The 24,282-nt window shown below is 40.3% G+C and carries 22 protein-coding genes and 1 pseudogene; 10 read left to right on the forward strand and 13 right to left on the reverse strand.

From position 1 onward, the window contains the following. Together F565_RS22105 and F565_RS0120140 are read right to left on the reverse strand one after the other, a co-directional pair. Window positions 1-347 (reverse strand): annotated as a pseudogene (locus tag F565_RS22105) (OmpA family protein); the annotation flags it as partial. Window positions 348-368: 21 nt separating this feature from the next. Next, window positions 369-1,292, reverse strand: a complete 924-nt coding sequence (locus F565_RS0120140; RefSeq protein WP_020214030.1) for a PorP/SprF family type IX secretion system membrane protein — start codon at window positions 1,290-1,292, stop codon at window positions 369-371. 522 nt (window positions 1,293-1,814) lie between these two features. On the opposite strand from F565_RS0120140, the gene F565_RS0120145 reads away from it, so the two are divergent. After that, window positions 1,815-2,582: a UDP-2,3-diacylglucosamine diphosphatase gene (locus tag F565_RS0120145; protein WP_020215057.1), complete on the forward strand. Its 768-nt coding sequence runs from the start codon at window positions 1,815-1,817 to the stop codon at window positions 2,580-2,582. Here F565_RS0120145 and F565_RS0120150 read toward each other — a convergent pair. Together F565_RS0120150 and recJ are read right to left on the reverse strand one after the other, a co-directional pair. Further along, entirely contained in the window at window positions 2,579-2,932 is a 354-nt protein-coding gene (locus tag F565_RS0120150) for a hypothetical protein (protein ID WP_020215058.1), read from the reverse strand. The genes F565_RS0120145 and F565_RS0120150 overlap by 4 nt on opposite strands. A gap of 241 nt (window positions 2,933-3,173) precedes the next feature. Further along, window positions 3,174-4,871 (reverse strand): single-stranded-DNA-specific exonuclease RecJ, encoded by a 1,698-nt coding sequence (recJ, locus tag F565_RS0120155; protein WP_020215059.1) that lies wholly within the window; start codon window positions 4,869-4,871, stop codon window positions 3,174-3,176. A gap of 84 nt (window positions 4,872-4,955) precedes the next feature. Between recJ and F565_RS0120160 the strand changes: the two genes are divergently transcribed. Continuing rightward, window positions 4,956-6,074: a hypothetical protein gene (locus tag F565_RS0120160; protein WP_020215060.1), complete on the forward strand. Its 1,119-nt coding sequence runs from the start codon at window positions 4,956-4,958 to the stop codon at window positions 6,072-6,074. Window position 6,075: 1 nt separating this feature from the next. Here F565_RS0120160 and F565_RS0120165 read toward each other — a convergent pair whose 3' ends face one another. From F565_RS0120165 to F565_RS22565, 4 genes are all read right to left on the reverse strand, one after another. Further along, window positions 6,076-6,837, reverse strand: coding sequence for a hypothetical protein (locus tag F565_RS0120165; protein ID WP_020215061.1), 762 nt, complete (start codon window positions 6,835-6,837; stop codon window positions 6,076-6,078). Window positions 6,838-6,952: 115 nt separating this feature from the next. Next, window positions 6,953-7,576 carry a class I SAM-dependent methyltransferase gene (locus tag F565_RS0120170; protein ID WP_020215062.1) on the reverse strand — a complete coding sequence of 208 codons (624 nt, stop codon included), beginning with the start codon at window positions 7,574-7,576 and terminating at the stop codon, window positions 6,953-6,955. A 245-nt stretch (window positions 7,577-7,821) separates the two neighbouring features. Next, complete coding sequence (rsmI, locus tag F565_RS0120175) at window positions 7,822-8,556, reverse strand: 16S rRNA (cytidine(1402)-2'-O)-methyltransferase (RefSeq protein WP_020215063.1); 735 nt, start codon at window positions 8,554-8,556, stop codon at window positions 7,822-7,824. Then, window positions 8,556-10,211 carry a hypothetical protein gene (locus F565_RS22565; RefSeq protein ID WP_020215064.1) on the reverse strand — a complete coding sequence of 552 codons (1,656 nt, stop codon included), beginning with the start codon at window positions 10,209-10,211 and terminating at the stop codon, window positions 8,556-8,558. The genes rsmI and F565_RS22565 overlap by 1 nt, the downstream gene beginning before the upstream one ends. Before the next feature lie 102 nt (window positions 10,212-10,313). Here F565_RS22565 and F565_RS22115 point away from each other — a divergent pair, with 102 nt between their 5' ends. The 8 genes from F565_RS22115 to F565_RS0120220 all read left to right on the forward strand — a co-directional run bounded on the left by F565_RS22115 (window position 10,314) and on the right by F565_RS0120220 (window position 18,266). Continuing rightward, the gene (locus F565_RS22115; RefSeq protein WP_035643045.1) at window positions 10,314-10,949 is read left to right on the forward strand and encodes a thymidine kinase; all 636 of its coding nucleotides are present in this window, start codon (window positions 10,314-10,316) and stop codon (window positions 10,947-10,949) included. A 65-nt stretch (window positions 10,950-11,014) separates the two neighbouring features. Beyond that, the gene (locus tag F565_RS0120190; RefSeq protein ID WP_020215066.1) at window positions 11,015-11,266 is read left to right on the forward strand and encodes a DUF6364 family protein; all 252 of its coding nucleotides are present in this window, start codon (window positions 11,015-11,017) and stop codon (window positions 11,264-11,266) included. Next, complete coding sequence (locus tag F565_RS0120195; protein WP_020215067.1) at window positions 11,266-11,679, forward strand: type II toxin-antitoxin system VapC family toxin; 414 nt, start codon at window positions 11,266-11,268, stop codon at window positions 11,677-11,679. The genes F565_RS0120190 and F565_RS0120195 overlap by 1 nt, the downstream gene beginning before the upstream one ends. 4 nt (window positions 11,680-11,683) lie before the next feature. Continuing rightward, on the forward strand, window positions 11,684-14,125 hold the full coding sequence (locus F565_RS0120200; protein WP_020215068.1) for a bifunctional UDP-N-acetylmuramoyl-tripeptide:D-alanyl-D-alanine ligase/alanine racemase: 2,442 nt from the start codon (window positions 11,684-11,686) through the stop codon (window positions 14,123-14,125). A gap of 59 nt (window positions 14,126-14,184) precedes the next feature. Next, on the forward strand, window positions 14,185-14,574 hold the full coding sequence (gene mscL / locus F565_RS0120205; RefSeq protein ID WP_026300203.1) for a large conductance mechanosensitive channel protein MscL: 390 nt from the start codon (window positions 14,185-14,187) through the stop codon (window positions 14,572-14,574). Between the two features lie 258 nt (window positions 14,575-14,832). Next, a complete protein-coding gene (locus F565_RS0120210) occupies window positions 14,833-15,822 on the forward strand; it encodes an aspartate-semialdehyde dehydrogenase (protein WP_020215070.1) in 990 nt (329 codons plus the stop codon). 306 nt (window positions 15,823-16,128) lie between these two features. Continuing rightward, window positions 16,129-16,968 carry a hypothetical protein gene (locus tag F565_RS0120215; RefSeq protein ID WP_020215071.1) on the forward strand — a complete coding sequence of 280 codons (840 nt, stop codon included), beginning with the start codon at window positions 16,129-16,131 and terminating at the stop codon, window positions 16,966-16,968. Between the two features lie 179 nt (window positions 16,969-17,147). Further along, window positions 17,148-18,266: a lactonase family protein gene (locus F565_RS0120220; RefSeq protein ID WP_026300204.1), complete on the forward strand. Its 1,119-nt coding sequence runs from the start codon at window positions 17,148-17,150 to the stop codon at window positions 18,264-18,266. Between the two features lie 140 nt (window positions 18,267-18,406). Here the strand turns inward: F565_RS0120220 and F565_RS0120225 are convergent, their stop codons facing one another. From F565_RS0120225 to F565_RS0120245, 5 genes are all read right to left on the reverse strand, one after another. Then, window positions 18,407-19,141 (reverse strand): DedA family protein, encoded by a 735-nt coding sequence (locus F565_RS0120225; RefSeq protein ID WP_020215073.1) that lies wholly within the window; start codon window positions 19,139-19,141, stop codon window positions 18,407-18,409. A gap of 12 nt (window positions 19,142-19,153) precedes the next feature. Further along, window positions 19,154-20,386 (reverse strand): dicarboxylate/amino acid:cation symporter, encoded by a 1,233-nt coding sequence (locus F565_RS0120230; protein ID WP_020215074.1) that lies wholly within the window; start codon window positions 20,384-20,386, stop codon window positions 19,154-19,156. Window positions 20,387-20,834: 448 nt separating this feature from the next. Beyond that, a complete protein-coding gene (locus tag F565_RS0120235) occupies window positions 20,835-22,943 on the reverse strand; it encodes a prolyl oligopeptidase family serine peptidase (protein ID WP_020215075.1) in 2,109 nt (702 codons plus the stop codon). Window positions 22,944-22,987: 44 nt separating this feature from the next. Then, window positions 22,988-23,365, reverse strand: a complete 378-nt coding sequence (locus tag F565_RS0120240; protein ID WP_020215076.1) for a DoxX family membrane protein — start codon at window positions 23,363-23,365, stop codon at window positions 22,988-22,990. A 347-nt stretch (window positions 23,366-23,712) separates the two neighbouring features. Then, window positions 23,713-24,279: a hypothetical protein gene (locus F565_RS0120245; protein WP_020215077.1), complete on the reverse strand. Its 567-nt coding sequence runs from the start codon at window positions 24,277-24,279 to the stop codon at window positions 23,713-23,715. Window positions 24,280-24,282 lie beyond the last annotated feature (3 nt).

Raw genomic sequence — 24,282 nt, forward strand, 5'->3', positions numbered from 1 at the left:
CTTGGTGCTAATGACGCAAACTTTGCCATTTGCTTGTTGGCTTCTTCATACTTGCCTTCTGCCTTTAGCATCTGGGCATATTTGTAATAGGTCTCGGCATCCTGCTGTGTCTCTGTTGCCTTGGCAAACCAGGTCACGGCTTCTTTGGTGTTAAACATATTATAATATGTTTCTGCCAGCTGCTTATTTACATAAGCGTCTTTGTTCTTTATGTCAAGGTAGGCTTTTGCGGCATCTACATATTCGTAGCGGGCATACAGCTTATCTGCTTTTTCGGTATCCTGGTTTTGTGCCGTTACTGCTGTGGCGGCGAACATAAAACTAAGGGTAATATATAAATTCTTCATGTTTTGATGGGTCGCTTTAGGTTAGAAATAACGTGGTGAACGTGATACTTTTTTCGGGAAGTTTAGGTCGAACAGCAGCATGAACTCATGCGATGCCGGGGTGGTTACCTTAAGGTCGCTTGTTATGTGGTCATACGCATACCCTATTTTAATGCTCGGGGTTATGGCATAGTTTACCATACCGCCAAAGCTGTCGTCTACCCTGTAGGTGGCACCTATCTCGAACTTATCGAAGAACAATGCGTTAAGCGACCCGTCTATCGATGGGTCTACCCCAAAGGCTGACTTTACCATGAACGATGGCTTTAGCTTAAAGTTGTCGCCTATCTCGAATACATACCCTCCCGTTAAGAAATAGTGTGATACTTCTGAACCGTAGTTAACCCCGTTAAAATCAAGGTGTTTGCTTTTTAGCATATTGGGTACAGAGAAGGCTACATAGTATTTTTGGGTGTAGTAAAAGATACCCGTACCTACGTTAAAATAGGTTTTGCTCAGGTTTTGCGAAAAGGCAGGGTCACCGGGAGCCGGTACATAGCCGTTGCCTATATCGTCATACAGCCCTACTTTATGGAAGGTCGCTCCTGCTTTTAAGCCTAATGCCAAACGGTGCTCTCCGCCCAGCTTAAGGGTGTACGAGAAATCTGCATATACGTTGGTTTCGTTTACAGGGCCTATCTTATCGGTTATGGCCGATAAACCAAGGCCTACATTTTTACCCACGGGGCTGTGGCCTGAAAATGTCCCGGTGCTTGGTGCACCCGAGATATCTACCCACTGCTTGCGGTACAAAAGGCCAAAGGACAAGTGCTCTTTTGAACCTGCATACGCCGGGTTAATAACATTCATGTTGTACATGTACTGTGTGTAGTGGGGGTCTTGTTGTGCTAACGCATCGGCGATCCCAACCAGTGCCAATAATGCAGCAAGGTATATTTTTTTCATGTGTTTGGTTTTCTTTATTTGGTTTTTTCGAATGTTAATACTACGTGCTTAAACTCCATTATTACTAAAGTTTGAGCTGTCATTGGCAAAAAAACAAAGTTTATTTTGGATAAAAACGTTTTCTCTGTTATTTTTTTAAATAGCCGCGCCCAAATTTATAATAAATTTATTGTAAAGCCCTAATAATTAGTTTCGGAAATATTAATTATTTTATAACTAAATCCTACTTTTAACTCTTTTGTGAGGTAGGTTTTGCAAAGGAGCCGACATAACATGAAAAACATTAAAATAGTATTTTCTCATAAATTGTTTACTTAAGATATTCTTTAGTTCTCGAAAATAAGCAAAAAAAATTAAGATTTGTTAATAACTGTTAAGCATAATGCAATTTTAACTAAAAGAAACAAATTAGATTGCATTTGTTACAATTTTTTGAACTCCAAAAAAAAGCGCATACATAAAGCAAAAGCCATACATTATATACTGCACAGTCTTTATATATTTGCATTACTATATATTATAATGAGTACCACACACAAAATATACTTCGCATCCGATCAGCATTTTGGCGCACCAACACCCGAAAAAAGTTTTCCGCGTGAGCAAAAATTTGTAGCCTGGCTGGACGAAATTAAAAAAGACGCTACCGTAATTTTCCTTTTAGGCGACCTGTTCGACTTTTGGTTTGAATATAAAACAGTTGTACCTAAAGGCTTTATAAGGGTATTAGGCAAACTGGCCGAACTTCGCGACAGTGGCATTGCTATACACTATTTTGTGGGCAACCATGATTTATGGATGAGCGACTATTTTGAAAAAGAGCTTAATATACCTGTTTACCACCGCCCACAGGAATTTATTTTTAACGACAAGATATTCTTTATAGGCCACGGCGACGGTCTTGGCCCCGGTGATAAAGGATATAAACGCATGAAAAAAGTTTTTACAAATCCTTTCTCTAAGTGGCTTTTCCGCTGGCTGCACCCCGATGTGGGCGTTAGGCTCGCACAATACCTTTCTGTAAAAAACAAATTAATTTCCGGCGACGATGATGTAGTTTTTCTTGGCGAAGAAAACGAATGGCTGGTATTATACAGCAAGCGCAAACTGGAAACCAAACATTACGACTACCTTATTTTTGGCCACCGCCACCTGCCTATGGTTATTAAACTGGGCGAAAAATCGGAGTATATAAACTTAGGCGACTGGATAAGTTACTTTACCTATGGTGTTTTTGATGGTGCTACGTTTGAACTTAAGGAATATAGATCGCCAGGAGAAACCGCTTAATTCCTGCAAACCGACCCCAAATAGTCTAACAAGTTTATATTAAAAATAGTTCCCTCAACAAGGTCTTTAATTTGCATTAGCTCTGTTTTATTAACGGCAAGATCTATCTGGTTCAACGGTGTTTTTAGTAAAAATTTATGGCATTGAGCGCGATGGCAGCAGCTACCACAACTATTTTCGCGGCAGGTTTCGTCTATAATATCTGCAAATTCTGCAATTTGTTGATGGGTAAAATAAAAACCGGTTTCTTTAAAAATAATCTGCACTTTTTCTCTCAGCACCTCATCATCTTTTTTCCAGTGAAAAGCTACGCCAAAATCATTATGATATATTTGTTCAACTTCTTTCATGCTAACTTGATTTGAGACAAAAATAGTAATTATTTAAAATCATTCTAAATAAAATTAAAATAATTTCTAATAATTTTTCAAAGCACAACACAAGGCATTTTAATAACGTAATTCCTGCTGTTCGCTATATCCCTCCTGCGTCGCGGATGTCGCTTCCATCAGGGCTACACTACTACTTTGGTGGTTTTTTTAAGGCTTGGGATTTGAACTCAATTGGAATTTAAATTTTGACCTTTGGTATTTATTCCTCACACCTAATATCCCTAAGCCTCAGCTGCAACGTAGTTTCGCCATTCCATACATTTTCATCGATAGAATATACTGCATCAAAAGCATTGCCTTTACAGGCAAGATCTTTTTTGGCGGCAAGCCCAAAGCCTATCGCCCCAAATCCTTCCGTGCCTTCCTGCTTAACATAAAGTTTAAGATGCTCTTCGCCTTTGCCTATTGCTTTACCAAAGCCACTATCTATAAGGTTTTGGGTTAAAAATACCGGCGTCATATTGCCGGGGCCAAAGGGCTCAAACTGTTTTAATATCCTGAAAAACTTAGGCGTAATATCACCCAGATTAATTTCGGCATCTATAGATATTTCAGGAATTAGCAGGTCAGGATGAATAGTATCAGCCACCACGGCTTCAAACTTTTGCCTGAATTGTGGGTATTGCTCTTCTTTAAGTGTTAAGCCTGCCGCATACATGTGCCCGCCAAATTGTTCCAGATGTTCGGCACAGGCTTCGAGGGCATTGTACACATCAAAATCTTTTACAGATCGTGCCGACGCTGCTAACTTATCGCCGCTCCGTGTAAATACCAGTGTAGGGCGGTAATACGTTTCTATAAGCCGCGACGCTACAATACCTATAACACCTTTATGCCAGTCTTCCTGAAACACAACTGTGGTTTTTTTATCGTGGTCGCTGTTACGCTCTATCTGTAAAAGTGCCTCGGCAGTAATTTGTTTATCAAGGTCTTTGCGGTCGGCGTTGAGGCCTTCAATTTGTGCAGCAAAACCTTCGGCTTCTGCAAGGTTAAATTCGGTTAGTAACTGTACTGCATAGTTACCATGTTTAATGCGGCCGGCGGCATTAATGCGCGGGGCAATTACAAATACCACATCGCTTATGGTAAGCACCTGCTTTTTAATATTCTGGATAAGTGCTTTTATTCCCGGCCTGGGACTGGTATTTATAACCTGTAACCCAAATTTTGCAAGTACACGGTTCTCTCCCGTTATGGGTACAATATCGGCAGCAATAGCCGTAGCTACAAGATCAAGATACGATATAAGGTCATTTATAGTCTGGTTCCGGTTCATGGCCAGTGCCTGTACAAGCTTAAAGCCCACGCCGCAGCCACAAAGCTCATCATACGGGTAATTACAATCGTCGCGTTTAGGGTCGAGTACCGCAATGGCAGCGGGCAAGGTATCGCTGGGGCGATGGTGGTCGCAGATGATAAAATCTATTCCTTTACTATTAGCATAGGCTACTTTATCTATGCTTTTTATACCACAGTCGAGCGCTATAATAAGGGTACAGCCGTTATCATCGGCGTAGTCTATTCCGGCGTCAGATACTCCGTAGCCCTCCTTATACCTGTCCGGGATATAGGTATCTACATTAGGGTAAAAACTTTTTAAGTATGATGACATTAACGATACGGCGGTAGTACCATCTACATCATAATCGCCAAAAACCAATATGTTCTCGCCCTTTTCTATAGCGGTTTCTATACGCTCTACCGCCTTATCCATATCTTTCATTAAATATGGGTTATGAAGGTCATCCAGCGATGGGCGAAAAAACTGCCTTGCCTCATCATACGTATGCACCCCGCGCTGTGCCAGTAACGAGGCCACAGCACCATCTACCCCAAGAGAAGTTGCTAAATGGTTAACGTTTATAGGGTTGGGTTGTGGTTTTAAATTCCAGCGCATGGTAATGGTTTAGGCACCCAAAAGTAGAAAAAGCAGCCCTGATTTCCCTGCAAATCTATATATTTGTTTTAACCAACCCGCCTTATGCACAGCAAACAAAAATTGTTAATCAGGATTACCTGTTTTTTTTGGCTTATAGCTAAAATTTGTGCCTGCAAAGCGTGGCTGGCCACCTGCAGGACCTATCCTGTTGTTGCCCCTCTGGATTTTCTGGATGCTGTACCGCCCATTATACATACCATATTGTATGGCCTGACGCTATGCGGACTGGTGCTCTTACTTATCTTTCCTCAAAAGAGATTGTTTATTGCCGCAACATTTATAGTAATACTATGCTCCTGCTCGCTCGATGTGCTGCGCTGGCAACCGTGGGAATACCAGTTTTTATTTTTTCTGCTTATTTTTATTATTAACCACAACAATACTAAGGCATTATACAGTGCCATTGTTTTTGTAATGGCATCGGTTTATATTTACAGTGGTCTGCATAAAATAAATGGTGGCTTTCTATATTCCGTCTGGGAGTTGCTTATGTTAAAGAGGTTCTTTGGGTTGTCTAACGCCACAATTGTATTATACAAATTACATTATGCAGGGCTTGCATTGGCGGTAATAGAAACCGCTTTGGGAGTTGGCCTGCTGGTTATGAAAAATAAAAAGCTTCCTGCCGCCCTGCTAATAGTTATGCACGTTTTTATAATAATTATGCTGGGTAAAACGGGAATTAACCACAACAAAATTATACTGCCGTGGAATGCTGCCATGATATGCTTCCTGTATTTTTATTATTATAAAGAACATTACCGGTTTTCGTTTACCGTTATAGCAAACCCAAAAAATGCGATGATACTTTTGTTTTGGGGAATAATGCCGGCCCTGAGCTTTATAGGATATTGGGATGCTTTTTTATCGTCCAGCCTTTATTCCGGCAATTCAAAACAACTGCACATCTGTATTAAAAATGTCGAACCTGTACAATCACTCAGCCCTTACTTCTCTAAAAATGACCGCCGCAATCTGTGCAACGGACAGGTAAAAATAAGTATGTATGAATGGACGTATACCGAAACAAGCATGCTGCCCTACCCTGCAGACTGGTACTTTAAAAAATTTAAAGCCAAATTTAAAAAAATGTACCCCGGTACCGAAGCCCAATTTGTTATCATTGCTTTTCCTTACAAGGAGAGGGAAACACTGAAGTAAATTATTTTAAAATAATTGTTGCAGGCTGCAATAGTATTTGTTTCTCTCCCTTAGATACTACGAGGTTTGCAGGAGGCGAATCTTCCGCACCGATTATTAATATCTCTATTGCATAAGTATATCCATCTTTTTTAAACACATAGCTATGGTTGCCCCCGCTACCGTCAGGTACATACTTACCATTGGTAATAATTATATCCGGCTTGTCGGTCATTTTTGCCGAAACCTTCCAGGCGGCATAACGGTAATTGGCATGGTCAAGGTCGTCTATCCTTATAAGGTATTTTTTAGTCTTTAAAATATGTACCGGCCTTGCAAAATTACTTAAAGAAGCATGTACCGATTTTCTATCCTTAGCAATAAGCTGTTCTTTAATCTTCGCTTCCGCCGCCGACTGGTAATTTACCGATGTTAGCCTGCCATCATAATCCAGCCACACCTCGCCATCCAGAAACATCATGCCGCGCCAGCCACCGGCATACCAGTCATGATTAGCATCGGTTTTTGATATAAGCCCAACAAGCTTAGCATCAAAAACTTCATCGTAACGCTTTATAAATTCAACTTTATTTTTAATGGTGGGTATAGGGTATTCGCGTTCAAAAGGGAAAGTAATCCTTTTTGCAATTGCTGCCTTATTAACGGCTTTAACCTCGGCAATAAAAGCATTTATCTCTTTTTTATGCTGCGATGTTAAACTATCCTGAGCATGGAGCGAGAACATAAACAAGATACTGCAAAAAGTAAAAAGAAGCTTTTTCATATTTTAATGATTGGTTATATAAATATATGCAATATCTAAGCCAATCATTTTAAAGGAAGGTTAAACTATTAGCCACCAACAAGAGCAACAAAGGTTGCTGTATGATGCGGACAAACTATCTTTTCCTCGCCACAAAACGTATTACAGATCCTTTTCCATTATGATAAATACCTTCGTTAAGGTCGATCTCTTTTTCTTCAAGTTCGAGAAAATCATAATTAGCAAAATCAGAACGCACCTCATCAATCGAAAATAGCGAATCGATATCTTTTGGTCCGCCCACTTTTTCGTCGCGGGCTATATACTCAAGGTGTTTTTTACTAAAGGCTTCAAAAATTACAATACCGCCACTACGCAGGTACTTATCAAGCCCTTTGTGAATAGCCGATTTTATTTCAGCCGGAAAGTGAGCATAGATTAACGCAACAGCATCAAAAGATTGCGGGCTATAGCCTAATGTGTCAAGCTCGCCTACTTTATAATTGATAGTAACATTATTTCTTTCAGCCAGTTTTAGTGCTTTGTTTTTGCCCTCGCTGCTAATATCAAAAGCCGAAGCCTCCCATCCAAGCGTTGCAGCAAAAACAGCATTACGCCCTTCGCCCTCAGCAGGAAAAAGTATCGTGCCTGCTTCGAGTTTTTCTAACTGTTCTTTTAAATAATTATTGGGTAGTTCGCCATAAGCAAATGCCTCGGCGCTGTATCGGTTATCCCATCGGTCAAGCCACTGGTCTTTCATTTTTGGTTTATGCTTTAAGAGGCGAAATTTTTAACATAATACTCTTTACACTTTACATTCATTAGAAATCGTTAGCACACTCACATTCTTTACAATAATCTTTAGTGTAAAAATTCATAAATGCAGCAACAGCTTCAAAGGTTGCATCATATTTAAAATTAATAATGTAATTAAATTTTAAGCAAACCTCATTTAACTTATATCTTTTCTATACTCAATATATTTCCTGAAAGTTCTAATTAAATTTAATCTTGTGCTTCCTCTATATACCCTTCTTCTCCTCGACCTACCTTCCTCACTTTCCCCTCCGGCACAAAACCACCTACCACCACAACAATTTCCCCTCTCGGTTCTTTCTTGTCAAAATGCGCATGCACTTCGGTTGCGGTGCCGCGCACGGTTTCTTCGTGCAGTTTACTCAACTCCCGCGATACCGATACCGGGCGGCTTTCGCCAAAGTACTGTATAAATTCGGCCAGGGTTTTAACCAGCTTGTGTGGCGATACATAAAATATCATGGTGCGGGTTTCTTCCTGCAATGCTAAAAAGCGCGTTTGGCGGCCTTTTTTATCTGGCAGGAAACCCTCAAACACAAACTTATCGTTTGGCAGGCCGCTGTTTACCAGTGCCGGCACAAAGGCCGTGGCACCGGGCAGGCACTCTATGGGTATTTTATGCTGCACGCAGGCACGGGTAAGCAAAAAACCGGGATCTGATATTGCCGGGGTGCCTGCGTCGCTTATAAGGGCAATGGTTTCGCCATTTTGCAACCGCTGAATAATACCCTCTACCGTTTTGTGCTCGTTGTGCATGTGGTGGCTGTGCATGTGCGTGCCTATCTCGAAATGCTTAAGCAACTTGGCGCTGGTGCGGGTATCTTCAGCCAGGATAAGGTTAACTTCCTTAAGCACTTTTATGGCGCGAAAGGTCATATCGTCAAGGTTGCCTATGGGCGTAGGTACAATATAGAGTTTACTCATTAATTAAATCTTTTCTCTACAATAGCCATAAAGCGCTCTTCATACTCTTCTTTGCCCACCCAGTTGTTATAATCGGGCTTAACAAGGTCTTCTATAAAGTTTTGCGCCTCACGCTGCGAGTTTAGTGTATTAAGCTGTGAGATAACGCGGTTAAGGTCGTCGCTGCTGCCGGCAAACAAATGTTTTTCGAACGCTATACGGTCGTTAAGTGCCAGGCTTATGGTTTTGCCAAAGCTGTCATTAAGCGTCTTTGGTGCCGTGGGTTTCTCGTCTTTTACCAGTTCTTTTTTAGGCTCGTCCCAGCTAAAGCCCTGTTTAGGTTCGGCAGGCTCAGGCTCATTCCAGTTAAAAGATGGTGGTGTTGCAGGTTTTTCAGGCTCGGCAGATTTTGCAGGCTCCCAGTTTTTCCAGTCGTCAGACTCCGGTACTTTTATTGTTTCTAAATTTGCCTCCCAGTCAAATTTAGGGGCAGTTTTTGGCGTTTCGGGCTCTGATTTTTTAGGTTCCCAGTTTTGCCAGTCATCATTAGCTGCGCCATTAATTTCTTGTTTTACCTCTGGCGGAACCGGAGTTTTAGGCGCATCAAAGTCGGCAGGCCATGTTTCTTTCTTTACAAACTCAGGCTCTTTATAATCACGGAAATCTTCAAACGAGATTTCTTTTTGCTGCACAGGTTCTTCGGGCGCCGGTTTGCGCTCGTAAGCAAAGTCGAAACCAATTTTAGATTCCTCTACTTTGGCATTTGCATCGGGTGCTATGGTTTTAATTTCGGCATCGGCCGCTTTTTCTTCTTCTTCAGGGGTACTGTTGTGTGTGTTTTCAAATACCGCTGCCGCCGATTTTTCTTCGGCTGCAATAGTTTCCTCCGGTTTTACAACGGCAACTTTTACTTCCGGCTCTTCTGTTGGTTCTTCAACTTTAGGCTGCTCCGGTTTAGGTGCCTCTTCTGGAGCTTCCTTTTTTACAGGCTCCTCTTCCGCAGGCGTGGGCTGTGCGGTTTCCTGCTGAGATTCTTCTTCTATAACCTCTTCCTCATCGGCAGCTTCTGTTGCCTCTTCCTGAGTTTCGGCATCGGCCTCAGCTTCCTCTTCCGCAGGAACAGGCTCGCCTTTATCATCACCCGATTCCTCGGCTATTACTTCCTCTTCAGCTTCTTCTTTTTTATCGTATTTAGGAGCATCCTCAGTTTCAGTTTTAGGTGCATCGGCTTCGGCAGGAACTTCCTCGCCAGATTCTTCTGTTTCCTTTTTCTCAACGTCAGATGCCGCTTCCTCCTCCGTAGGTTCGGTCACTACACCTTCGCCGTCCTTATTTTCTTTATCTTCTTCAGGAGCTTCCTCTTGTTTAGATGCTGCATTTTTAGCCTTCTCCTCTTCCTTTTTTTCTTTTGCTTCCTCTTCTTTCGCCTCAATTTCATTCGCCTTAACATGCTGCGGCTCTTCAAGTCCGTAAGTCTCCTCCAGTTTAAACAAAGCAGAAGCATGCCCTATCGTAGGCTCGGCATCGCCAAACTGCTCCTCTACAAATTTAAGCACCAGCAATTTTTCATAAAGCTTAAGGGTTTCCTGCAGGAGCTGGTCCAGTTCTTCCCTATTCTTTTGTTTTAGTATGCGGTGGGCAATGCTTACCAGGTCGGCTTCTAACTTTTTCTTCATAACTTTTAGAATAATAAGGGGTGGCGCAATAGTTTTTTAATAAATTTGTTTGAATACAAAGTAACACAAAACATTTTTGTTTTACTGCCAGAAAAATGCAAAATGTTTCTTGAAAATACAGTAAATCATAAAGAACAGTTCGGGTGGATAGAGGTAATTTGCGGGTCTATGTTCTCGGGTAAAACCGAAGAGCTTATCCGCAGGCTTAAGCGCGCGCAGTTTGCCAAACAAAAGGTCGAAATATTTAAACCATCTATAGATACGCGCTACCACGAAGAAATGGTGGTAAGCCATGATGCTAACGAAATACGGTCTACTCCCGTTACCTCAGCATCCATGATTCGCCTGCTGGCACAGGAGTGCGAAGTTGTGGGCATAGACGAGGCCCAGTTTTTTGACGACGAGATCGTTGCCGTGTGTAACGACCTTGCCAATAGCGGCATACGCGTTATTGTAGCCGGGCTCGATATGGATTTTAAGGGCAACCCCTTTGGCCCCATGCCTGCCCTTATGGCCACCGCCGAATATGTTACTAAAGTACATGCCGTTTGTACCCGCACCGGTAATCTTGCCAATTATAGTTTTAGGAAAGCCAATAACAACAACCTTGTTATGCTTGGCGAAACCGAAGAGTATGAACCCCTGAGCAGGGCGGCTTATTATGAGGCTATGAAAACGCTTAATGTATTACCTAACAAAGGAGGGAATTTGCAGGAACCAAAATCGGAGTCGTTGTAAAAACCGATGACAAAAGTGAGTTATACGTGTAAATTTATTATATTTGTACGTATAACTATATTGACATGGACACAAAGCTGACTTTAAAATTAAATAAGGATATAATCCAAAAAGCAAAAGAACATGCTTCCAGTCAAAACAGAAGCTTGTCATCAATGATAGAATCACTGCTGCAAGTGATACTTAAAGAAGATAATACTAATTTGAAAGATTTAGAAATTACTCCTTTTGTAAGAAGCATGGCATCTGAAACTTCATTGCCTGCAAACAGTAACACTGATGACTATTTTGAATACATGCTTAAAAAGCATTCATAATGAGGCTATTTCTTGACACTAACGTTATGCTGGACTTGCTTGGTATGCGTGAACCATTTTTTGTAAATGCAGCCCGTATACTTTCGCTTGCAGATAGAGGAAAGGCACACATATCTGTTTCAGCATTATCTTACTCAACTACTGATTATTTTCTTAAGAAAATTCAATCTCCTGCCAAAAGCATAGAAGCCTTGAGAAAATTCAAAACAATTTCAGATATTATTGCCCTTGATGAAACTATTATTGAAAAGAGCCTCAACTCCGGTTTTTTAGATTTCGAAGATGCATTGCAATATTATTCTGCAATTAAAGGGGGTTGTAATTACATAATTACCAGAAACGTAAAGGATTTCAAAAAATCTGAACTTCCTGTTCTTACTCCAGATGACTTTATAGCCTTATTAAAAAACTAAAACCTTGAGCGTAAAAATCCAGGACCTTATACCCGCCATGCATTCCCGTTTTGAAGGAATACAACCTGATATGGAAATAGACAATGTGTCTATAGACAGCCGGTCACTGCAGAACAATGCAGGTACTTTGTTTTTTGCACTTAGCGGGCAAAACCGTGATGGCCACCAATACATTACATCTCTTACAGAAAAGGGCGTGGTGAACTTTGTAGTTAACCACATTCCCGCAACTGCCACGGGCAAAGCCAACTTTTTCGTGGTAGACAATACGCTGACTGCACTTCAGGATTTTGCTATTTATTACAGAAACCTCTATAATTTCCCTGTCCTTGTTATTACCGGAAGTAGCGGCAAGACCATTGTAAAAGAATGGCTTAACTATATGCTGAGCCCAGATTATACCATTATCCGTAGCCCTAAGAGTTACAATTCGCAGGTTGGCGTGCCGCTATCTATAATCGCTATTAACGAGCGCCATAACCTGGGGATTTTTGAAGCCGGAATTTCGACTACCGGCGAAATGGAAAAATTGGAGCCCATAATAAGGCCGGATATAGGGATACTCACAAATATAGGCCCTGCACACGATGAAGGATTTGCCAACCGACTGGAGAAAATACGTGAGAAGCTAAAAATATTTGCTCATACAAAACTCCTTATCCTCCAGAAAAATGCAGAGGTTGAAGCTGAATTAAACCCAGCTATAAAAACATTTACATGGAGTTTTGAGCCTGGGGCCGATGTGCTAATAAATACCAAACATAACAACGGCAATAGCATACTTTCTGTAACTTATAACGAGGTACATTTTGATGCGTCCATCCCTTTTACCGATGATGCCTCTATAGAGAACGCCATTAACAGCCTGATGTTTTTACTCTACCTGCAATACAGCCCTGCAACGATTATTAGCCGCCTGTCAGGATTGTACCCTGTAGAGCTTCGGCTGCAGGTTAAGAACGGCATTAACGGCTGCACCATTATAGACGACAGTTTTAGTTCAGACTATCAGTCGCTTAAAATAGCGCTCGACTTTTTAGAGCAACATAAAACGCACCAGAAGAAAACCATTATACTATCGGATGTTTTTCAAAGCGGGTTTGATGCTGATTTGCTGTATGCTAAGGTTGCAAAGCTTTTAGCAAGCCACAATATAAGCCGCGTGATAGGCATTGGCGAAAAAATAAGTACACAGCTTGCCGACTTCCCTAACTTTTACCCGTATAAAACCACGCAGGAATTTTTGGCACATTACCGGGCAAAATCTTTTGAGAACGAAACGGTACTGGTTAAAGGGGCACGCTCTTTTCGTTTTGATGAAATTGTGGTGTTCCTTGAAGAGAAAACGCACGAAACAGTGTTAGAAATTAACCTGAACGCGGTTGTACACAACCTCAACTTTTACAAATCTAAACTTAAGCCGGAAACCAAAATAATGGTTATGGTAAAGGCCTTTGGGTATGGCAGCGGCAGTTATGAAATTGCCAAAGCCCTGTCGCATCAAAAGGTAGATTATCTGGGGGTTGCTTTTGCAGATGAAGGCATCTCACTACGCAATGCGGGTATAAGCACGCCTATTATTGTAATGAACCCTGAGAGCAGTGCCTTTGCTGCAATGGCTGCCTATAACCTGGAACCCGAAATATACTCCGCTAAAGAGCTACGGGCTTTTATCGCTGTTGCACAACAAAAGAATTTATCTAACTATCCCATTCATATAAAGCTGGATACCGGTATGCACCGACTGGGTTTTGAAGGCTACCAACTGGAAGAACTTATAGATTTGCTTAAAAACAACAACCTTGTCACGGTAAAAAGTATCTTCTCGCACCTGTCATCCAGCGATGTGCCGGAGTTTAAAGATTTTACTTTAGGACAGATTTCAAAATTTGACGAATGGTCGAATACTTTAATTCAGGCATTAGATATTGACCCTATCAGGCATATACTGAATACATCGGGCATTTATAATTACCCGCACGCGCAGTATAACATGGTACGACTGGGTATAGGCCTGTATGGCGTGGGTAATGACGAGACAGAATACAAAAGCCTCGAAAATGTGGGCACGCTTAAAACCATCATCCTCCAGATAAAAGAACTCCCTGTTGGCGAGAGCATTGGCTACAGCCGCAGGTTCCGCACCAGCGAACCCATTACTATTGCAACGCTGCCCATAGGCTATGCCGATGGCATTCCGCGCCGCTGGGGTAATGAGACCGGCTACGTATTGATAAAAGGTAAAAAGGCCCAAATTACAGGAACCATAAGTATGGACATGATGATGGTTAACATAACCGGCATAGATTGTAAAGAAGGGGATACGGCTATAATATTCGGCAAAGACCCATCGGTAGTTACTATTGCAAAAGCGCTGGGCACTATTCCGTATGAAATTTTAACGAGTATTTCGCAAAGGGTAAAAAGGGTTTTTTATAAGGAGTAAAATCTTTTTTGTACCTTAGCAATTACCAAACAATTATTTACAACCTAAAAATACAAGATATGGGATTAGCTAAAGAGTTTAAAGACTTCGCACTTAAGGGTAATGTATTAGACCTTGCTATTGGTGTAATTATAGGCGCTGCCTTTGGTGCCATTGTAAAATCGCTGGTAGAAGATATTATCACTCCGCTTATACTATCGCCCATACTTGAAAAAGCCGGTCTCGAAGATATTAAACAACTTACCTGGGGTGCAGGGGTTAAGTATGGCAATTTTCTTAGTAATGTAATTACTTTTATAATCGTGGCGTTTGTATTGTTCCTTATTGTTAAGGCAGTAAACAGCACCCGTAAAAAAGAAGCTCCTGCTCCTGCCGCTCCACCGGCACCTACAAACGAAGAAAAATTGCTTATGGAAATAAGGGATGCTATACAAAGCAGGACGCTGTAATTAATTATGAAAAAGAGAAAAGATTTTGAAGATCTTACATGAATAATATGCATATTTGAAATGCTAATTGGTGTATTCTCTATTTTTGATTAGTGAGTATTTTTAGCTTTGTTATAAAAAGACGTTTCCGCTATACTACATATTCTATTATTCACAAAACCGCTTTTAAAAGGCGGTTTTTCTTTGTTATATTTTTGTGGTTTCAAACACTTTTATAACTAATTTTGCCTTATTCGTTTAATTAATAACCATCTTAATATGAAAGTTGCTGTTGTAGGCGCTACCGGAATGGTAGGTGAAGTAATGCTTAAAGTACTGGCAGAAAGAAATTTCCCAATAACCGAACTAATACCTGTAGCTTCAGAGCGATCTGTAGGTAAGGAAGTAGAATATAAGGGAACTAAATATAAGGTGGTAAGCCTTGAAACTGCCGTTAGCATGAAGCCCGAGATAGCATTATTTTCGGCAGGTGGCGACACAAGTAAAATCTGGGCACCGGTTTTTGCAGAGGCGGGAACTACTGTGATAGACAACTCGAGCGCATGGCGTATGGACCCAACAAAAAAACTGGTTGTTCCCGAAATTAATGCCGGCGAACTTACTAAAGACGATAAAATTATAGCCAACCCTAACTGCTCTACCATACAAATGGTACTGGCACTGGCGCCGTTGCATAAAAAATACAACATTAAGCGCGTAGTAGTTTCTACGTACCAAAGTGTAACCGGCACAGGAGTTAAGGCTGTTAAACAGCTCGAAAACGAGTATGCAGGCATTGAGGGCGAAATGGCATATAAATACCCTATTCACCGTAATGCGATTCCGCAGATAGACGTGTTTGAAGACAACGGCTATACCAAGGAAGAAATGAAAATGACACGCGAAACCAAAAAAATAATTGGCGACGACTCTATACAGGTTACTGCTACAACCGTGCGCATCCCAACTGTGGGCGGGCACAGCGAAGCGGTAAACGTAGAGTTTACTAATGATTATGAGTTGGCCGATATACGTACAATTTTAGAGGAAACCGATGGTATAACCGTACAGGACAACATTGCGTTGTTTGATTACCCAATGCCGTTATATGCAGAAGGCAAAGATGATGTTTTTGTAGGCCGTATTCGTCGCGATGAGAGCCAGCCAAACACACTAAACCTTTGGATAGTTGCCGATAACCTTCGTAAAGGTGCTGCTACAAATGCGGTGCAGATTGCAGAGTATTTAGTTGAGAATAAGTTGGTGTAACACTTTTTTAAAGTATAACCCATCTTGACTTTTTTGATTGAAGCGAAAAATAGAGATTTTTATTTCAGATTTTGGCTTTTTTGCATTGCATAGCAGCGCTACGGAATAATGAAACAGGTAAAATATGGAGCGAAAAGATCATTTTGCAGCCAATTGAAAAAAGTCAAGATGAGTTCATAGTTAATAACCCGCAGTATTTTAGGATGCTGCGGGTTATTATTTAATTATCGGAAAAAGATTAGTTGTTGCAAGACGAAGTAATAATCATGAATTAGCTTATATTTGAGATAAGTAAGTAACCCAGTAATGAACTGCCTTTACCTTATTGCAGTACTTTTTATCCTTCAGCCGATATATTGCCAGATTCCTAAAAAGGACGGCGATATAATTGTTGAAGTGATTACTCATGCTCTGACAACAGCTAAGGATATAACTACTGCAGATAAATCATCAACCGTATTTTACTTTGGCAAAAGAGGTTTATTACAGGAAAAGGTTCACTACATAAAAGTACCCAATAACCAGCCTGATTATGTAGAAGCCTATACTTATAAAAAAGATAAGCCTGTACAAATGGTTAAATGGGTGAATGGCGATAGCAAACTAAAACCTTTGTATGAAACAAAATATGTATATGATAGGGAGGAACGCCTTACCGATGCTTCTGTTTTTTATGCAGGAAAAAGGTCTGTTTTTGCAAAGGTAGTACATGAGTATGATAGCATTGGCAATAACATAAAAACAATACGCGAGCCTGATGATTTTCTGGAGAAAGCATATACCAAAGACAGGAAGCTTGAAGGCATACGCCAAATTCATGCCGATACCCTGAAGTGGGAGTGTAATTTTATGTATAAGGATAATTTCCGTACAGGTACATTTTCCAGCCAATATAATGACAGCAATAGTTTTATAAAAGAAGAAATTATAATTAACGGTAAAACCAGAAACCGATATACCAGCAATAGCAGCACTGATGATAAAACAAAGTATTATTACGACGAAACCGGTCTGCTCGAAAAAACAGAGTATTATACGTATTCTGCATCAAGTGGTTATGTGCTGCAATCTTATACAAATATAAAAGTTACAGGTAATGTTAACCAGGAGTTGGTAAAGAAAATTAATGAAGTAATTGTTGAATAGTGACATTCTACAGAGTGATTAGTCATTGCGAAGCACGAAGCAATCTGTGTATAGAATTATTATGTCAGATTCTCAATACTTCCTAACTTAAAAGATTGCTTCGTGCCTCGCATGACCGCTCTTTCCGGATTGCAACATCATATACAACATCATATACAACATTTTACGATTTTCATACCTTGATTAAAAAACTCTCCCCACTCTTCTTCATACTATTTACAATAAATACATTTGCTCAAAACACGTATGTGTTTTTTGGGTCGTACAACCAAAATCAGGTTAAAGAAGGTATTTATGTATATCAACTGGATACTGTAAGTGGCAGGCTATCTAAAATTACATCAGTTAAAGTAGGCAATCCATCTTATCTGACAGTAACACCAAATGGATTTATATATGCCTGTACCAATACTAAAACTCCTAATGAAGGCAGCGTTAGCGCATACAAATTTAATCCTACAACAAAAAGCCTAACGTTTATGAACAGACAGGAAAGCGGTGGCGAAAACCCTGTTTATGTAACGGTTGACGCATCAGAGAAATGGATTATAAATGCAAATTATACAGATGCAGGTGTTTCGGTGCACCACTTAAACCAGGATGGAAGCATTGGTGCAATGGTACAAAACTTTAAATTTACCGAAGGGAGTATAAACCCCGAAAGGCAGACAGGCGCGCACATCCATTCGGCTGTATTTGCACCTGATTTTAAATACATATTTTTCCCGGATCTTGGTGCTGATAAAATAAGAGCATATACATTTAATGAGACAGCAGCCAGTGAGCCATTACAAAATACTGCCAGTACTTATATACCTACCACTCCCGGTGGCGGGCCACGGCATTTTACGTTTCACCCAAACGGCAAATTTGCCTACTGCATAGAAGAAATGGGCGGCGCTGTAAGCGCTTATGTTTATAAGAACGGCGGGTTAGACAGCCTACAAAGAATTTACACCCATCCTGAAACAGTAACAGGAGGTTTTGAGAGTTCTGACATTCATATTTCTCCCGATGGGAAGTTTTTATACGCTTCAAACAGGGGAAAAGAAAACAATATTGCTATATTTTCGATAGGCGAAAACGGCACTTTAAAACCGGTTGGCTACCAGTCTACACTTGGCAATCATCCGCGCATTTTTGCCATTGATCCAAGTGGTAAATTTTTGATAGTCACAAACGTAAACAGTAGCAATGTAATTGTTTTCAGGCGCGATGCAATAACCGGGCTCCTGATTAAAACCGGCAAAGAAATTACAATTAAAAATGTATCCTGCGTGCAGATAACGAAATACTAACCATGCATTTTGCTTCCGGCAATGTATATTAATATCCTTCTTAAGATAATTAATATTTGTTAAGTAAATTTTTGGAGCCGTAAGTGATTTATGGCCGTCAGGTCATTAATTACTGTTTATCTCCCACCAGCTAGTCTGCATTAGTGAGGCATAATGTTTGTGTCGTTATCATCATCTTTTGCTTCATCAATAGCTTCCTGCTCTGTTACTTTGTTGCCTTTAAGGGCATTTAGTATTAACGGAACTGTTGTCATAAGTACAATGGCTATAATAATGATTTCAATATGTTTTTTAAGGTCGATATCAAACTCTTTTAAGAATAATGCCGAAAGATAGTGTCCTGCAAATATTAGTGCAAACGACCATAAAAAAGAACTGATGATGTTATACAGCATAAATTTCTTTTTCTCCATACCTACAACACCTGCAATAATAGGGGCAAACGTACGGATGATGGGTAGAAAACGCGCAAAAATTATAGCGCGGCCGCCGTGTTTTTCGAAAAACTCGTGCGACTGTATAAGGTATTTTTTCTTGAAAAGAAATGAATCCTGTCTTGAGTAAAGGAATGTACCGCTTTTAGCACCAAACCAATAGCCAAAGGTATTGCCAATTATACCCGAAATTGCGACCATGATAGCCAGAAGTGTAACATTTACAAAATCACTTTCTATGGGTATTATTGTACTCATTAAGTCAGTGCTGTAAATGCCGGCAAGAAACAACAAGCTATCGCCCGGCAGGAAAAAACCGGCAAAAAGACCTGTTTCGGCAAAAACAATGAATAAAATTACGTAAATACCTATCGTAACATTTCCTATTTTAAGGTTTATATAAAATTCAGGATTAATTAAGTCGGTCCATTGAAAACCCATGAGTGTTTAATTTTAGTTAATCGTTTTTGTTTCCCATTTGTCTACCGCACTGGTAGCAAGGGCATTTCCTAATACATTTGTCATACTTCGTGCCATATCACAAAAATGGTCTATGGGCAGTATAAGTGCTATCCCCTCGGCAGGGATATCAAACATGGCACAGGTAGCCACCACCACTATAAGCGATGCTCGGGGCACACCGGCCACACCTTTACTGGTAAGCATAAGTACGAGCAGCATTAGCAGCTGCTTCTCTATAGGCATATCTATACCGTACACCTGCGCTATAAAAAGCGAGGCAAAGGTCATGTACATCATACTGCCGTCCAGGTTAAAAGAATATCCTAACGGCAAAGTGAATGATACTATTTTAGGGTCGCAGCCAAAACGTTCCAACTCCTCTGTAAGTTTAGGGAAAACGGCCTCGCTGCTTGTAGTGCTAAAGGCAATAAGTAATGGGCTGGCAAGCCTTTTTAATAATACAAACAGCCTTTTGCCCAGTATAAGGTAACCCACGCTAAGCAATACTACCCATAAAAGCGCAATGCCCAATGCAAAATCTAAAAGATAATTGTAGTATAATTTCCAGATGTCGAAACCGTAAATGGCTACTGCCCCTGCTACGGCACCAAAAACACCAAATGGAGCAACCCACATAATGTAAGACACCATTTTTAGCACTACGTGCGATATGGTGTTGAGTGTGCGTATTACAGGGTTTGCAATTTCGCCAACAGACGATAATGCTATACCAAACATTATAGAGAAGATAACTATTTGCAGTATTTCGTTATTCGCCATTGCCTCAAAGAGGCTTTTAGGAACTATATGCACCACAAAATTTTCGAGAGAAAAGGAGCCGGTGTTATTTACAAGGTCGTCTGCCGGAGCAACGCTTTCCATGGTTACACTGGTGTTTTTTCCCGGTTCAAGCCAGTTTACCAGTACCATGCCCAGCAACAGCGACATAAGTGATGCCGAAAGGAACCATGCCATAGCTTTTACTCCCACGCGGCCTACCATTTTCATATCGCCCATTTTTGCAATACCCACAACAAGGGTGCAAAATACAAGTGGGGCAATAATCATTTGCACCATACGTATAAACAGGGTGCCCAGTAGTTTTATATTTTTTGCAAAACCGGCAGCACTATCGGCATACTGGTAATGCACAAGACCACCAAGGGCTACACCCAGTATAAGGCCAATAATTATAAATATAAACAGCTTGTTGTTGCTTTTCAATACGGCTAATTTTAAGTCCGTGAAATTACTGATATTTTTTTAATCAGCCTTTAGTTAAAGGGTAATTAAACCTTATATTTTTATTGTACCCAAGTGTAAGATATTTTGTTTTATGTAAGTATATGCTAACAAATACTATATGTCTTAATCTTTTTATCTTAAATAACATGTATTTAATCGAAAATTAACGCAAGTTATAGATATTGTGATGGTATTAATGTATATTTATATTTTACACAGGAGCTGGGTTTAAATGATATGGCTACTGAAGTAAAACTATTTGTTATGAGTTAGTTAAGAGTAAATATTTGTGTTAGTTAGTTTTTAAAGCTGCTTTATAGCAGCTTTTTTTATGAAATGTGAGTTTTTCAAAAGCTATTAACTAAAGCTATTAAAAAAATAACCCGCTTAAATGAGCGGGTTAGTAAAAGTTATCTTTTAAACTGTATTACTTTTTAACTGACAGGTTCATATTATATAGTGTAAAAGCCTGTATATCGGCAGCTTCTGCAATGGTTTGTGCTACCGATTTTCCTGCCCCATGCCCTGCATTAGTTTCTATGCGAATAAGCACAGGTTCGTTACCTGCCTGATTTTCCTGTAATGTTGCGGCAAACTTAAAACTGTGTGCCGGCACTACGCGGTCATCATGGTCGCCCGTAGTTATTAGCGTGGCAGGGTAATGTGTGCCTTTTTTTATATTGTGCAAGGGCGAATAACCTTTTATGTAATTAAATATTTCTTTACTATCTGACGATGTACCGTAATCGTATGCCCATCCTGCACCCGATGTAAAGGTGTGGTAGCGAAGCATATCAAGCACACCAACTGCCGGTAATGCAACTTTAAAAAGATCGGGACGCTGTGTCATTGCCGCGCCTACTAAAAGGCCACCGTTAGAACCTCCTTTTGCGGCAAGGTATTCTTTAGAGGTATAGTGGTTTGTATTTAAGTATTCTGCTGAGGCAATAAAATCGTCAAATACATTTTGCTTTTGCAGTTTGGTGCCGGCATCGTGCCATTTTTTACCATACTCGCCACCGCCGCGCAGATTAGGAACGGCGTAGATTCCTCCATTTTCCAGCCAAACGGCATTGGCAATGCTAAAGGCAGGAGTAAGGCTTACATTAAAACCACCATAGCCATACAGCATAGTTGGGTTAGTGCCGTCTAATTTTAAATCTTTACGGTGTGTAATTATCATGGGTACCTTCGTACCATCTTTAGAGGTGTAAAATACCTGCTTAGACACATAATCATCACTATTAAAATCTACTTTTGGCTTGGCATAAACTTCCGACTTCCCTGATTTTGGATCGAAAGAATAAATGGTTCCCGGTGTTATGTAGTTGGTAAACGAATAGTACAAAACTTTTTCGTCTTTATCTCCGCCAAAACCCGCTGCAGTACCCGGTCCCGGTAATGCTATATCACGAACGAGTTTGCCTTTATGGTCATATTGTTTAATTACAGATATAGCATCTTGCATGTAGCTGGCAAAAATGTATCCGCTTCCGCTTGATGCAGAAAGCACATGCTCTGTTTCCTTAATAAAATCTTTCCAGTTAGCTTGTTGCGGTTGGGATGCATCTACAGTTACTACCCTTGTGTTAGGGGCATTGTAGTTGGTGGAAATGTAAAGCGTTGTACCGTCGTTATCTATTACATGGCTGTCGCTGTCAAAATTATCAGCAATAGTTATCATGCCACTTCCTGGTTTGCTCAGGTCGCTTAAGTATAATTCACTGCCCGATGTGGAGTTTGCGGCGTTTACAATTAAAAAGCGTTCGTCTTCTGTAAGGTAGGCGCTTATGTAGCGCCTCTTTATATCATTGCCAAAAATAACCTTATCTTCTTTTTGTGGTGTGCCTAATTTATGGTAATACACCTTATGCTGGTCTGTCATGGCAGATAGCAGGCTACCTTCGGGTCTCTCGTAGGTTGAGTAGTAAAAACCATCGCTGCCTTTCCAGGCAATGCCGCTAAACTTTACGTTTTCTATAGTTTCGCCAAGCGGTTTTTTAGTAATGGCATTAATCAGGATTATTTTACCCCAGTCGCTTCCGCCTTCAGATATCATGTAAGCAGCCAGTTCACCTTTTTTGGTAAACTTTACAAATGACAATGATGTTGTGCCATCCTTACTAAAAGTATTAGGGTCCAGAAACACCTCTTCTTTACCCTTGCTGTCTTTTCGATATAAAACGCTTTGGTTTTGAAGGCCGTTGTTTTTATAGTAATACGTATAGCTGCCCTCTGTAAATGGTGCCGAGATGCGCTCGTAATTCCATAGCTTTTCCATGCGAGCCTTTATGGCATCACGAAATGGTATTCTCGATAAATAATCAAAGGTTACCTGATTTTCGGCTTTTACCCATTCGGCAGTTTCTTTGCTGCGGTCGTCTTCAAGCCAGCGGTATGGGTCTGGTACTTCTGTACCAAAATAAGTGTCTTTAGTGTTGTCTTTACGGGTGTTGGGGTAATTAATTTTTTGGTTCATTTGTGCGGTCATGCCAAGGCCGGTAGCCATAGCAAGTGTAACTATAGTTTTATTCATTTTGGGTTGGGTTAGTCACCACAAAAATACTAAAAAAGCAGTGGTTATTCTGCAAACAGCGGTTTGTATTTACGCCTGTTTTTGTACAACAGCACGCCATTTAAAATAACTACTAAAAGTGCTGTGCCTATGGCAGGAACATCTAAAAAAAGATGGAACAATAGTATGTTTAACGATATGGGTACGAGTACTAAAAGCGCAAACGGAACCCATAGCCTAAAGATAAGCATAAGCCCAATAATGATTTCTAATACGGCTACTACGGTAAGCACATAACCGGTAGCGGCTAACGACTCCATAAAGCTTGCGGCTTCGGGAGGTGGCGAGGGGAGTGGAATGAAGGAATAAATTTTATTAGCACCAAAAATAACAAGGATAAGGCCAAGCAGGATTCTTACAATTTGAGTAAATTTTGAATTCATAAAATAATGTATTAATTGGTATAACTTTAAATTTTATCCAAGTTAATAAATTATTAGTAAATATTTTGACATTAATTTAGCAATCAGGCAATTGCCTGATTTTTATTAATTGCATTTTATAGTCGCCGTTTTGATAAGTTTTGATGCATTATCGGCATTAAAAATATCATATTACTGAAATTAAATTTACAGTGTGAAATGAAAATGTTGTTAAAGACTTATTTATGAATTAATTGCAATTTTATAATGTGTAGCAAAATAAATAAAAATAAGCATGGCAGGTTGAGAAAAAACCAACCCCGAACCTTGCTGTAGATAAGCCAAATTCGGGGTTAAAATAATAGATATTATTGTACTACAACCGGGAAGGTAACCTCAGCATCAGTACCACCGCCTGCATTTGTAATATCACCTGCAGATACATTTGCGCCCGATTTATTAGGTAAATGCCTTAACGTAATGGTTAAGTTACCTCTTGCCGATGCGGCAGCCGCTTTATAGGTAAAACTTAGCCCTATAGGGTGGTCGTTTGCATCCCTGTCGGCATATGCAAAAATACCTAAGCCAGACTGCTGAAAAAACAGTTGGTGATCTAACGATTCTTCCTGAATTTCAAGTGTGGTATTTGTTACAGGAGTTGTTGTTTCGTTTAAAAAAGTAACAGCCCCTGTGTAATCTGATCCGGCAGTAAAATTGCCGGACACGGTAACAACCGGTGCAGCAGGCCCTTCGCCATCAAGATCGCGGGACATAAGTACAATAGGTGTACCGCCTGTTGCAGGTGTAAATGTTGCCGTTATAGTGGTTAAAACCTCTTCTTCGTTTACCGGTGCCGCTACAGAGTCGTCGTCGCTGCAAGAAGAAAATGAAACGATAGTTGCCAATGCCAATGCAAGGATTTTGAAATTTTTCATGTG

It is taken from the genome of Flavobacterium rivuli WB 3.3-2 = DSM 21788, assembly GCF_000378485.1.
Taxonomy (GTDB): Bacteria; Bacteroidota; Bacteroidia; order Flavobacteriales; family Flavobacteriaceae; genus Flavobacterium; species Flavobacterium rivuli.